12 protein-coding genes are annotated in these 11542 nt (G+C 70.6%); 8 read left to right on the top strand and 4 right to left on the bottom strand.

Going from position 1 to position 11542, the window contains the following annotated elements; translation table 11 throughout:
* Window positions 1–625: helix-turn-helix domain-containing protein (locus tag TX83_RS19870; protein ID WP_141233596.1), on the top strand; the 625-nt coding region annotated here is incomplete at its 5' end.
* A 94-nt stretch (window positions 626–719) separates the two neighbouring features.
* The gene (locus TX83_RS19865) at window positions 720–1226 is read left to right on the top strand and encodes a hypothetical protein (protein ID WP_064749722.1); all 507 of its coding nucleotides are present in this window, start codon (window positions 720–722) and stop codon (window positions 1224–1226) included.
* A gap of 192 nt (window positions 1227–1418) precedes the next feature.
* On the opposite strand, the gene TX83_RS19860 is transcribed toward TX83_RS19865, so the two are convergent.
* A complete protein-coding gene (locus TX83_RS19860; protein WP_064749721.1) occupies window positions 1419–2855 on the bottom strand; it encodes an NAD(P)(+) transhydrogenase (Re/Si-specific) subunit beta in 1437 nt (478 codons plus the stop codon).
* 142 nt (window positions 2856–2997) lie between these two features.
* Window positions 2998–3294, bottom strand: a complete 297-nt coding sequence (locus TX83_RS19855) for an NAD(P) transhydrogenase subunit alpha (RefSeq protein WP_064749720.1) — start codon at window positions 3292–3294, stop codon at window positions 2998–3000.
* A gap of 224 nt (window positions 3295–3518) precedes the next feature.
* Between TX83_RS19855 and TX83_RS19850 the strand changes: the two genes are divergently transcribed.
* From TX83_RS19850 to TX83_RS19840, 3 genes are read left to right on the top strand one after another with little or no spacing between them, the layout of a single operon-like run.
* The gene (locus tag TX83_RS19850) at window positions 3519–4133 is read left to right on the top strand and encodes an RNA polymerase sigma factor (RefSeq protein WP_079248351.1); all 615 of its coding nucleotides are present in this window, start codon (window positions 3519–3521) and stop codon (window positions 4131–4133) included.
* Window positions 4130–4549, top strand: a complete 420-nt coding sequence (locus TX83_RS19845; protein ID WP_141233595.1) for a hypothetical protein — start codon at window positions 4130–4132, stop codon at window positions 4547–4549. Before TX83_RS19850 ends, TX83_RS19845 begins: the two co-directional genes overlap by 4 nt.
* 6 nt (window positions 4550–4555) lie before the next feature.
* Window positions 4556–5014, top strand: coding sequence for a DUF3106 domain-containing protein (locus TX83_RS19840; protein WP_064749718.1), 459 nt, complete (start codon window positions 4556–4558; stop codon window positions 5012–5014).
* A gap of 344 nt (window positions 5015–5358) precedes the next feature.
* On the opposite strand, the gene TX83_RS19835 is transcribed toward TX83_RS19840, so the two are convergent.
* Window positions 5359–6474, bottom strand: a complete 1116-nt coding sequence (locus TX83_RS19835) for an NAD(P) transhydrogenase subunit alpha (protein ID WP_064749717.1) — start codon at window positions 6472–6474, stop codon at window positions 5359–5361.
* Between the two features lie 246 nt (window positions 6475–6720).
* Window positions 6721–8970, bottom strand: a complete 2250-nt coding sequence (locus tag TX83_RS19830; RefSeq protein ID WP_261370211.1) for a DUF1631 domain-containing protein — start codon at window positions 8968–8970, stop codon at window positions 6721–6723.
* Between the two features lie 175 nt (window positions 8971–9145).
* On the opposite strand from TX83_RS19830, the gene TX83_RS19825 reads away from it, so the two are divergent.
* The 3 genes from TX83_RS19825 to TX83_RS19815 all read left to right on the top strand — a co-directional run bounded on the left by TX83_RS19825 (window position 9146) and on the right by TX83_RS19815 (window position 11325).
* Window positions 9146–9730: a nitroreductase family protein gene (locus TX83_RS19825; protein WP_064749715.1), complete on the top strand. Its 585-nt coding sequence runs from the start codon at window positions 9146–9148 to the stop codon at window positions 9728–9730.
* A 23-nt stretch (window positions 9731–9753) separates the two neighbouring features.
* Window positions 9754–10683 (top strand): 5'-3' exonuclease, encoded by a 930-nt coding sequence (locus TX83_RS19820; protein WP_064749714.1) that lies wholly within the window; start codon window positions 9754–9756, stop codon window positions 10681–10683.
* A gap of 144 nt (window positions 10684–10827) precedes the next feature.
* Window positions 10828–11325: an NUDIX hydrolase gene (locus TX83_RS19815; protein WP_064749723.1), complete on the top strand. Its 498-nt coding sequence runs from the start codon at window positions 10828–10830 to the stop codon at window positions 11323–11325.
* The last annotated feature ends 217 nt before the right edge of the window (window positions 11326–11542 follow it).

Raw genomic sequence — 11542 nt, 5'->3', positions numbered from 1 at the left:
GCCGTGCTGGTGGCTGTGCCTGTGCGGCCCCGAGACCGCCTGGCGCCCGCATCTGCCCGCGCCGGCCGAGGGCGCCGCGCTGGAGGAACCGCTGCCCTGGGAGGGCGCCGCGCCGCGCGATGCGCAACGCCTGCTGGTGCGGCTGGCGCGGCGGATCGAGCCGGCCGGCGAGCGCAATGCCGGCGCGCTGTTGCGCACCCTGTGCGCATTGCTGCTGGAACAACAGCGCGACCTGCTGGGGCGCCTGCCGCGCTGCAGCGGCCGCACCCAACGCCGGCGCCAGCAGACCCTGCTGCGCCTGTTGCGGGTCCAGCACCTGATCCGGCGCCATCCCGAACTGCGTCTGGACCTCGGCCGGTTGGCCCGCTGCGCCAGCTATTCGCCGTGTCATCTGATCCGGATCTACCGCGAAGTGTTCGACGAAACCCCGACCGAGTTCGCCTCGCGGCTGCGCTCGGACCGGGCCTGGCGCATGGTCCGCGAAACCCGCATGCCGGTATGCGAGATCACCGAGGCGCTGGGCTTCGAAAGCCAGAGCGCGTTCTGCCGCGCGTTCAAGAACTCTTTCGGCCTGACCGCGACCCAGGCGCGGCGGCTGGAACGACCGACGGCACGGGTCGCCTGATCCGCCCTGCCGACATCATGGGCGCCGCCGTCGCGCGGCGCCGTCACTGCGGTCCGGCCTGGCGGTGGCCGCCGTCCTCTTATCGAGCCTCGCCATGACCGACGTTTCTCGCTCGCATCGCTCCGCGCCGTCGTCGAATCTGCTCTTGTGGACCCTGATCGGCGGCCTGATCGCCGCCACGCTCGATATCGCCTATGCGATCTCGTACTGGGGCCTGACAGTGGGCGTCCCCGCGCAGCGCGTGCTGCACAGCGTCGCCTCGGGGCTGGTCGGCCGCGAGACCGCGCTCGCCGGCGGCGCGCCGACCGCGGCGCTGGGCCTGTTCCTGCACTGCTTCATCGCGTTGGTCATGGCCGCGGTCTACGCCGTCGCCGCGGTCCGGCTGGCGTGGATGCGCCGCCATCCGTGGATCGCCTCGACCCTGTACGGCCTGTGGCTGTTCGTGGCGATGAATTTCATCGTCGTGCCGCTGTCGCGCGCGGGCGGCAAGGGCCTGCCGGACGACGTGGTCTGGATCGTGCTCAGCGTGCTGGTGCACGTGATGTGCGTGGCCTGGCCGATCGCATGGGCGGTCGGACGAGGCCTGCGGGGCCAGCGCTAGGCGCCGGCGGACGCCGCGGACTACGAGTCGCCGCCCTGGCTCGCTGCTCTTTGCCGGACGACCGTACCGCGGGCCGGCCAACGCAACCTGCAACCCATAAGGTGCGGAGTGAACGGCGACGAGCCGCTAGTGCCGCGGCTCGTCGCTCATCCTCGTCGCTCGTTTCTCGCCGCTCGCCGATCGCCTCCGGCGTCAATGCCCGCCGCCATCCAGCGCCTTCAACTCCGACACCAGCGCGCTGGCCATCTCGGCGCCGTCGCCGTACAGCATGCGGGTGTTGTCGGCATAGAACAGGGCGTTCTCGATGCCGGCGAAACCGGTGCCCTTGCCGCGCTTGATGACGATGGTGTTCTTGGAATTGACCACGTCCAGGATCGGCATGCCGTAGATCGGCGAAGCCGGATCGGTCTTGGCGACCGGATTGACCACGTCGTTGGCGCCGATCACCAACGATACGTCGGTGTTGGCGAACTCGGGATTGATGTCGTCCATGTCGGCGATCAGGTCGTAGGGCACGCCGGCCTCGGCCAGCAGCACGTTCATATGCCCCGGCATGCGCCCGGCGACCGGATGGATCGCGAACTTCACCTTGACCCCGCGCTCGATCAGCTTCTGGGTCAGTTCCCAGATCTTGTGCTGGGCCTGCGCCACCGCCAGGCCGTAGCCGGGCACGATCACCACGCGCTCGGCGAAGGCCATCATCGCCGCGACGTCGCCGGCCTCGATCGGCTTCTGCGTACCGCTGATTTCCTGCGCCTGGCCGCCGCCGCCGAAGTTGGAGAACAGCACGTTGCGGATCGGCCGGTTCATGGCCTTGGCCATCAACCGGGTCAGCAGCATGCCGGCCGCGCCGACCATGGTGCCGGCGATGATCAGCGCCTCGTTGCCGAGCACATAGCCTTCGAACGCCACCGCCAGGCCGGTGAAGGCGTTGTACAGCGAAATCACCACCGGCATGTCGGCGCCGCCGATCGGCAGGGTCATCAGCACGCCCAGGGCGAGCGCGACCACGAAGAAGGCGATGATGATCGGCACGTTGAGGGTCGCGATCGCGGCCACGCCGAGCACGACCATCGCCAGCGCGACCACGGCGTTGAACACCTGCTGGCCGGGGAACACCACGCGCTTGTCGAGCCGTCCGTCGAGCTTGGCCCAGGCGATCACCGAACCCGACAGCGAGACCGCGCCGATCGCCGCGCCGACCACCGCCAGCACCAGGGCCACGGTCGGCGTCTGCATCTCGATCACGCCGCGCTCGAGCTGCGCCTGCAGCGGATCGGCCGGCAACCGCGCCGCCAGGCGCAGCAGTTCGACCGCGCCGATCGCCGCCGCCGAGCCGCCGCCCATGCCGTTGTACAGCGCGACCATTTGCGGCATGTCGGTGATCGCCACCTTCTTGCCCGAAACCCAGGCCAGGATCGTGCCGATGCCGAGCGCGAGCGCGATCAGCCCCAGGTTGTGCAGCCCGGGCAGCAGGAAGGTCGCGGCGGTGGCGATGACCATGCCGGCGCCGGCCCAGCGGATGCCGCTGCGCGCGGTCACCGGCGAGGCCATGCGTTGCAGGCCCAGCAGGAACAAGGTGGCGGCGACGAGGTAGCTGGACTTGACCAGGATATCCAGCCCACTCATGCGTTCGCCTCCGTCGGGCTTCGGGATTCGGGATTCGTAATTCGGCGTTCGAGCCCGACAACCCCGGCGGCTGCGGCGCCATCGGCGCTCTTGCGGGACCCGAGACCCGAGTCCTGAGCCCCGTTCTCCAGCGACGATCCGCTCATGCGCCACCCGCCTTCTTGCTCGACTTGAACATCTCCAGCATGCGCTCGGTCACCACGTAGCCGCCGGCGGCGTTGCCGGCGCCGAGCAGCACGGCGACGAAGCCGATGGCCTTTTCCAGGGGGGTTTCGGCGTGGCCGAGCACGATGATCGCGCCGATCAGGACGATCCCGTGGATGAAGTTGGAGCCCGACATCAGCGGGGTATGCAGGATCACCGGGACCCGCGAGATGATCACGTGGCCGGCGATCGCGGCCAACATGAAGATATACAGCGCCACGAAACCGTCGTTCATCCGAACCTGTCCCCATGCGATGTCTTCCGCATCATAACCGGCCCTGAATACAGCGCCAGCCTCGTCAACCGCCCAGCCGGCGGCGCGTTTCCGGTTCCGAATGTGATGCCCATTACGTCGCCCAGGATCCCGCGATGCCGAACCCGTCCCCCCACCGTCGCGCCCGCCGTCCGCGCGCGGCACGCTGAGGAGCCGCCCAGGTGCTGCAACCGCCAGGCGCCCGTATGCTGGAGCCAGTGAGCGTCGACGCCGAACCGCTGCCGCTGGAGCCTGCGCCGTCCCCGCCGGAACGGCCCGCCCCCGTCCCGCCCGGGGGCGCGCCGGCCCGTGCGCCGGCCAGCCTGGATGCTTTCCTGGCCGGGTTGAGCGCGCGCGCGTTCCGCTTCGCCGAACTCGGCCTGCGCCATCGCGAGGACGCGCTGGACGCGGTCCAGGACGCGATGATGAAGATGCTGGCCTATCGCGAACGCCCGGCCACCGAATGGACGCCGCTGTTTTGGAGCATCCTGCGCAGCCGCATCGTCGATCTGCAGCGCCGGCGCACCTTCCGGCTGCGCTGGCTGGCCCCGGCGGCGCGCGAAGACGACACGCCGCTGGACTGGGCCGACGACGGCCCCGATCCGCAGCGCGCTCACGACGGCCGCGAAGCCTATGCCCGGCTGTCGCAGGCCCTGGCCGCGCTGCCGCGGCGCCAACGCGAGGCCTTCAGCCTGCGCGTGCTGGAAGAACTCGACGTCGCCACGACCGCGCGGGCGATGGGTTGCAGCGAAGGCGCGGTGAAAACCCATCTGTCGCGCGCACGCGAAGCCCTGCAGCGGCAATTGGAGGAATGGCGATGATCCGCAACACACACAACAGCCCCGGGCCGGCGCCCGCCGCCGGCGACGAGCGCGACGCGCGTTTCGATGAAGCCATGCGCGCCCTGCATCGACAGGCCCTGGACCGGGTCGAACCGGCCACCCGCGCCCGCCTGCGCAGCATCCGCAACGACACCGCGCATGCCCGGGCGCGACGCGGCGGACTGCTCGGCTGGGCCTTGGCCAGCGGCAGCGTCGCCGCCGTCGCCCTGGCCCTGGGACTGCAGTTCGTCGGCCCCGCGCCGCCGGCCCCGACCGCGTCGGCGCCGGCCCTGGCCGAGCAAACGCCCGCGATCGGCTACGACGCCGACACTTCGGTCGCCGCGCTCGACGAAAATCCCGATCTTTATCTGTGGCTGGCGTCCAATGGCGACGCCCTGCCGACTCAGCCGGAGTAACCCGCCATGCGTCGCCTCGCCCCTCTCCGCCGCGCCGGCCTCGCCCTCGCCGGCCTCGCCCTGCTGGCCGCCGCGCCGGCGTTCGCCGCCGACCCGCCGGCCGCGCCGTTGCCGGCCTGGGAGCAGCTGAGCCCGGCCCAGCGCGAACAACTGATCGCGCCGATGCGCGAACGCTGGAACAGCTCGCCGGAGGAACGCCAGCGCATGCTGCAACATGCGCGCCGCTGGCAGCAGATGACTCCGCGGGAGCGCAGCAACGCGCGCCGCGGGCTCAAGCACTGGGAGCACCTGGACCCGGAGCAGCGCAAGCAGATGCGCGCCCTGTACGCCAAGATGCGCGTGCTCGACGAAACCGGCCGGCGCGCGCTGATGAACCAATGGCGCGACATGACCCCGGAGCAGCGCCGCGCCTGGGTCAAGGCCAACCCGCCGCCGTGGCGTCGCGACGACGCGCCGCGCGATTGAGCGCGCCGAGCGCTGGACGCCCGCTCAGGAGCGGCGTAAGCCGCGCCTATCGAAGCGACGAAACGAGCCGGTAGCGCCTCGGCCGAAGACAGCCCAGCCGTCCGCGCCGGGGGCTAAAGCACACCGGCCCGGTGCAGGGGGGCCGCGGCCGCAGCGCTAGCGTGCCTCGCTGCGGCGGTCGCGGCTTACGCCGCTCCTACAGGGTCGGGCGCCCCGCGCAGCGGCCTTCGGCTACCTCACCGACGCAACCGCTTTCGCCATTCCCCCTGGAAAAGGGGCGACGGCGGGATTCGCCCTTGCCCTGCTCTTGCCGCACCGCGATGGAATCGCGCGGCGGCAGCGGCTCAGGCCGCCACCGCGGCCGCGACCGGCGGCTGCGGCCAGACCGTCTTGGCCAGCAGCTCGTCGTTCCAGTCGTACTTCAATGCGCCCTGGTCGACGAACAGGCTGACGAAGTTGAGCAGGTTGCGCGCGTACATCTCGCTGGCGTGGACCGCGCCGCTGCTGGCCAGGTTGAGCGGGCCGGCGACGGTCACGCCGTCGGCGTCGACGGTTTCGCCGGGCCGGGTCAGCTCGCAATTGCCGCCGGTCTCGGCGGCCAGGTCGACCAGCACGCTGCCCGGCTTCATCCCGGCGATCATCGCCGCGGTAATGATCTTCGGCGCCGGCCGGCCTGGCACCGCGGCGGTGCAGACGATCACGTCGATGTTCTTCAGGTGCTCGCCGAGCCGGCGCTGCTGCTCGGCGCGCTCCTCGTCGGTGAGCTGGCGCGCGTAACCGCCCTCGCCCGCGGCGCTGACGCCGAGGTCGAGGAATTTGCCGCCCAGCGACTCGATCTGCTCGCGCGTTTCCGGGCGCACATCGAAGCCTTCGACCTGGGCGCCGAGGCGCTTGGCGGTGGCCACCGCCTGCAGGCCGGCGACGCCGGCGCCGACGATCAGCACCTTGGACGGGCGGATCGTACCGGCGGCGGTGGTCAGCATCGGGAAGAAACGCGGCGCCAACTGGGCGGCGATCAGCACCGCCTTGTAACCGGCCATGCCGGCCTGCGAACTCAGCACGTCCATCGCCTGGGCGCGGGTGGTGCGCGGCAAGCGCTCAAGCGGGAACGCGAGCAGCTTGCGCGCGACGATGGCGTCGCCGCGCGCGGCATCGGCCTGCGGCGCGAGCAACCCGACCACGGCCGAGCCCTCGCGCAGCGTCGCCAGGCGGGCCGGCTCCGGCGCCTGCACGCACAGCACCACGTCGGCTTCGCCGAGCGCGGCGGCCGCGTCGTCGGCCAGCTCCGCGCCGGCCTGGACATAGGCCTCGTCGGTAAAGCTGGAGGCGCGGCCGGCGCCGCGCTGGACGCGGACCCGCGCGCCGCGCGCGATCAGTTTCTTGCAGGTTTCCGGCGTCAGCGCCACGCGCTTCTCGCCGGCCGCGGTTTCGCTCGCAACGCCAATCGTGATGCCCGACATGCTTCGCTCCGTGCCCGGTTCGCTGCATCCTAGCGGATGCGGCCGCGGCTGCGCGATCTCGCCGGACGGACGGCCGCGCGGAAGCGGCAGCCAGTCACGGCCCAAGCAGATGGCACACAAGACGGGGAGATCGCCGGGCAGGCAACGGCCAACAGGCGTCGGGCGATGGCGATGGCGATGGCGATGGCTAAATCATGGCCGAAGCCGCTTTCGCTATCGCCTGTACCCGCTCGCTGATTGCCGGCGTCAGATGACCCGGTCCAGATGCCGCCGCACCTGGCGCATGGCCTCGTCGAAGGCGGTGCGCTCGGCGCCGACCACCAGCCGGCCGGAGGCCGCCAGCACGGCCAATTCCTCGGCCGAGGCGACCAGCGCGCGCACGCCGCGGCGGTTGACCAGCAGCAAGCGCGAGGTCAGCGGGCTGACCCAGGCGACCTTGACCGCGAGGGTCTCGCCCTGGGTGTTGGTCAGGCGCAGCCAGTCGCCGGGTTCCAACTCGCGCATGCGCTGGGCCAGCAGCGGATCGTGGGCGACCTGCTCCATGCCTGCGGACAGGTACAGCTTGCGCTCCTCGGCCACGTCCTCTTCGACCTCGGCGGCGCTCGGCTGCGGATGTTGCCGGCGGGCGTGGTCGGGCGTGGCCAGGGCGCGTACCAGCTCGGCCATCGCCTGCTGGGCGGCGTTGTCGTCCAGGCCGGAGCTGGCCAGGCACTGCACGATCACCGGCTGCAGCGCGAGCAGTTGGTCGGCCAGCTCGCGGCCACGGTTCTCCGCGGCCAAGCGGTCGGCCATGACCAGCGCGTCGCCCAGCGCCAACGCCTGGGCGCGGCGCTTGGGGTCTTCGTTTTCGCGCAGCAGCACCTGCACCACGTGATGGCGCCAGGGCGTGGCCAGGAACTCGGCCACCGCCGGAGTCAGTTCGGAATCGCCGACCCGCTCGCGCACCGCATGATCGGCCTGGTTGCGGGCGGCGTTGAGCCGCTCGCGGCCGTAGGTGGCCTTGGCCGCGCGCTGCTCCTGCAGCTCGATCCGGCGCCGGTGTTGGGCCAGCAGCGCGTCGAGCTCGGCATGGGCCAGCTCGAACACCGCCAGGTCTTCGTTGTAATCGGACACGATCCGCTGCGAGATCGACGAAGCGCGCTCGAGCAGGTCGCGGTCCTGCTGGGTCTCGCCGTCGTTGCCTTCGCAGGCCTCGGTGATGGCGTCGAGCAGGCGCCGCGCCGGGTGTTCGCGTTTGACGAACACCTCGTTGTCGGTCAGCGCGACCTTGACGTAAGGCATCACCAGCCGCGCATAGACGCGGCGCGCGCGGTCCTGCAGGGCGTGATTGCGGAACAACGAGTCGAACAACAGCGCGACCAGGTCGATCGCGTCGTCTTCTTCGGCGCTGAAACAGGTCTGGTCGGGGTTGAAGCCGAGCCGGCGCGCGCCGTCGTAGAGCTGGTCGCGGATGGTTTCGCCGAGCCGGCCGGACACGGCCAGGGCGCGGGCGAACGCATCCGGCGGCTCGGGCTGCAGCAGCGAGACCATGCCGACGACTTCGTCCACGCGCAGCTCGCGGCGCGGCGCCATCGAGCGCTGCGGCATGTGCGCCGGCGGCAGGCCGCCGGTCTTGACCAGGCCTTCGCGCCAGGCATGCAGCTGCGAACGCAGCTCGGCCAGTTCGCTGGCCATGGCCGCGACATCGGCCTGCGACACCGGCGCCTGCGCGCCGTAATTGCCGTAGCCGGCGGAGCCGCCGTGGCTGTCGCTGTAGCCGCCCATCGCGGCGCTGTAATCGGGCAGGGGCGCGTGGGGCTCGCGGTGCGGCACGGTGTCGAATACCTCGTCGAGCGTGTTGCGCTCGCGGGCGCGATCGTCGGCCGCGCGCACCGGCGCGCCAGGCGCGGGGGCGCCGAAGCCGACGCCGTAACCGGCGGTCGCAAGCAGATTGTTGACCCGGCCGTAGAGATCGCCGAGCAGTCGCGCCAGCTCTTGTTCGTACTGGCGGAACAGGCGCAGGCGCAGGCTTTCGGTCACCGTCGCGTCGTTGTAGACCGCGGTGAAGGCGCGCACCAGGCGATACGGCCCGAGCGGGTTGATTCCGATCGGCGCGCCCATCGCCTGCGACAGCATCTTGAGCCGGCCCTGGATCATCTCCAGCGGACGCAGATAACGGTGGTCCAGCGCTTCGGTCAGGCGCTCGCCGTCCAGGTCGAAAGCCAGTTGCTGATCGCCGACCAGTTGCAGCGGCGTGCCGCCCAGTCCGCCGACCGCCGAGCCGGGCGCGCGGAACGCGTCGAAGCCCAGTGCGACCTGCTGCCGAAACGCCATGACGTGACTGGCCTGCTGCTGGCGCAGGACCCACAATGCGGCCTGGTCTTCGTATTGGTGATTGCGTCCGTCGCCCTTCAGCGACTCGGCCTTGAGGGCTTCCTCGATCGGCAGGTACAGGCTGCCCGGCAGCCCCCCGAGTTGCTCGAGCGTCTGTCGTTTGATTTCTTCGAGCACGCGCACGGGATCGGTGCGCGTTGCCTGAGCGACGCCGTGCAAGTGGCCGGACACTTACGAATTTCCCCTGATGAGCTGGACGCTGCTGCGTCGATTTCCGACTGCAGAGGCAGGATAGTGCCAATATGCGTCCATTAATGTGTTGTCGTTCATTTTTGTGACCGGAGTCCCCTTGTCTCTTATGTCCCCCGCCGTCCCCGCACTGCTAAACGCACTCGATTCCCGCCGATCGGTGCCGGCCAAGCAACTCACGGAACCTGGTCCGGACGAATCGACCCTGCAGCGTATGTTGCGGTCGGCCGTGCGCGTTCCCGACCACGGCAAACGCGTGCCGTTCCGCTTTCTGTTGATCCAGGGCGATGCGCGCCACGAACTCGGCGAACGGGTCGCCCGCCGCGGCCAGGAGCGCTTTCCCGATGCCGGCGCCGCCGCGGTCGAAAAAGACCGCAGCCGCTTCTCGCACGCGCCGCTGGTGGTCGCGGTGATCGCCAAACTCGGCCCGGACGAGAAGATCCCCGAGTTCGAACGCACCCTCACCGCCGGCTGCGTCTGCTTCGCCCTGCTGCAGGCCGCGCAGGCCTACGGCTACGGCGCGGTCTGGCTGACCGGCTGGCCGGCCTACGACGAACAGGTCGCGCGCTGGCTGGAACTGGAAGCCGACGAATGCATCGTCGGCTTCATCCACATCGGCACCGCGCGCCTGGACGCACCGGAGCGCGAGCGCCCCGACCCCGCCGGACTGACCCGGACCTGGTCGCCGCGCTGAGCGGCGCGTGTTGGAATGCACCGATGACCCCGACGCCGCGCCCCCCGCTGTATCTGATCGACGCCAGCCTGTACGTGTTCCGCGCCTGGCATTCGATCCCCGACGAATTCCAGGACGCCGAAGGCTGGCCGACCAACGCCGTGCACGGCTTCGCCCGCTTCCTGCTCGAGCTGATCGAACGCGAGCGGCCGCGCCACATCGCCATCGCGTTCGACGAAGCGCTGGATTCGTGCTTCCGCAATCGCCTGTACCCGGCCTACAAGGCCAACCGCGATCCCGCCCCGGACGCGCTCAAGCGCCAGTTCGGCCACTGCAAGGCCCTGTGCAGCGCGCTCGGCCTGGCGGTGTTGGCCGACGTCGAATACGAGGCCGACGACCTGATCGGCAGCGCGCTGACCGCGATGCGCGGCCAGGGCTATCGCGGCGTGATCGTGTCCGCCGACAAGGACCTGTCGCAATTGCTCGACGCTCACGACGAACAGTGGGACTTCGCCCGCGGCCAGCGCTGGGGCGCCGACGGCGTGCCGGCGCGGCACGGCGTGCTGGCGACCCAGATCGCCGACTACCTGGCCCTGACCGGCGACGCGGTCGACAACATCCCGGGCGTGCCCGGGATCGGCGCCAAGACCGCGGCCGCCCTGCTCGGCCACTTCGGCAGCCTCGACGCGCTGCTGGCGCGGGTCGAGGAAGTGCCGTTCCTGCGCCTGCGCGGCGCGGCCAGCGCCGCGGCCAAGCTGCGCGCCCACCGCGAGCAGGCGCTGCTGTGCCGACAGCTGACCACGATCGCGATCGACGCCCCGCTCGGCGAGGACCGCGGTCACTTCGCGCGCAGCGCGGCCGACCCGGCCGGTCTGCTGGAACTGTGCGACCGCCTGCGTTTCGGGCCGATGACCCGGCGCAGGCTGCACGAAGCGGTCGGGCTCGACTTCGCGACGTCACAGGTTCCGTCATAACATCGTCTTTCCGCATGCACATGGCGACGCAATGACGCGAGGACCGCAATGACCCCGGCCGACCACGGACACGCTGCCCCAGAGCAGGCTCAGGCTCGCGCCGACAACGGCGTGGAAACGCTCTACCAGGGCCAGTGGCTGCGGATGATGCGGCGCGGTCATTGGGAATACGCCGAGCGCACCCACGGCAAGGGCATGGCGGTGATCATCATCGCGGTCACTCCCGACGACCGGGTGCTGTTCGTCGAACAGCAACGCGTGCCGCTGGGCGCACGCACCATCGAGATGCCGGCCGGACTGGTCGGCGACGACCACGACCACGACACCCTGGAATCGGCGGCGCGGCGCGAACTGGTCGAGGAGACCGGCTGGGAACCGGCCAAGGTCGAAGTGCTGCTGATCGGCCCGACCTCGGCCGGCATGAGCAGCGAACGCATCGCCTTCGTCCGCGCCACCGGCCTGCGCCGGGTCGGCGACGGCGGCGGCGTCGACGGCGAGGACATCGTCGTCCACGAAGTGCCGCGCGACCACGCCCCTGCTTGGTTGATGGCCAAGCAGGACGAGGGCTACGAACTGGATCTCAAGCTCTGGGCCGGGCTGTGGATGATCGAACGCAATCCGGACGGCAGCCCGGCGGGCTGAAACGAACGGTTTCGCCCCGTATGCGTCGGCGTTTCCTGTAGCGGCGGCGTGAGCCGCGACAGCCGCAGAGACGCCATACCACCTGCGGCACGAAGCGCGGCGAGACCGGAAATGGCGGTCGCGGCTTGTGACCGAAGGAAATCTCCGTGGACGCCGTTCCTGCCCCAAAAAACAACGACGCTGCACTTGCCGTTGCCGTTGCCGTTGCCGTTGCCGT

The sequence above is a fragment of the Lysobacter antibioticus HS124 genome, from assembly GCF_000336385.2.
Lineage (GTDB): Bacteria > Pseudomonadota > Gammaproteobacteria > Xanthomonadales > Xanthomonadaceae > Lysobacter > Lysobacter firmicutimachus.
This window is presented reverse-complemented; position numbering and strand designations above follow the sequence as displayed.

What these genes read in the sequence shown, in the direction of transcription:
- TX83_RS19865 (WP_064749722.1), top strand. Translation starts at nt 720, where the DNA reads ATGACCGACGTTTCTCGCTCGCATCGCTCCGCGCCGTCGTCGAATCTG.
- TX83_RS19860 (WP_064749721.1), bottom strand. Translation starts at nt 2,855, where the DNA reads ATGAGTGGGCTGGATATCCTGGTCAAGTCCAGCTACCTCGTCGCCGCC.
- TX83_RS19855 (WP_064749720.1), bottom strand. Translation starts at nt 3,294, where the DNA reads ATGAACGACGGTTTCGTGGCGCTGTATATCTTCATGTTGGCCGCGATC.
- TX83_RS19850 (WP_079248351.1), top strand. Translation starts at nt 3,519, where the DNA reads ATGCTGGAGCCAGTGAGCGTCGACGCCGAACCGCTGCCGCTGGAGCCT.
- TX83_RS19845 (WP_141233595.1), top strand. Translation starts at nt 4,130, where the DNA reads ATGATCCGCAACACACACAACAGCCCCGGGCCGGCGCCCGCCGCCGGC.
- TX83_RS19840 (WP_064749718.1), top strand. Translation starts at nt 4,556, where the DNA reads ATGCGTCGCCTCGCCCCTCTCCGCCGCGCCGGCCTCGCCCTCGCCGGC.
- TX83_RS19835 (WP_064749717.1), bottom strand. Translation starts at nt 6,474, where the DNA reads ATGTCGGGCATCACGATTGGCGTTGCGAGCGAAACCGCGGCCGGCGAG.
- TX83_RS19825 (WP_064749715.1), top strand. Translation starts at nt 9,146, where the DNA reads ATGTCCCCCGCCGTCCCCGCACTGCTAAACGCACTCGATTCCCGCCGA.
- TX83_RS19820 (WP_064749714.1), top strand. Translation starts at nt 9,754, where the DNA reads ATGACCCCGACGCCGCGCCCCCCGCTGTATCTGATCGACGCCAGCCTG.
- TX83_RS19815 (WP_064749723.1), top strand. Translation starts at nt 10,828, where the DNA reads ATGATGCGGCGCGGTCATTGGGAATACGCCGAGCGCACCCACGGCAAG.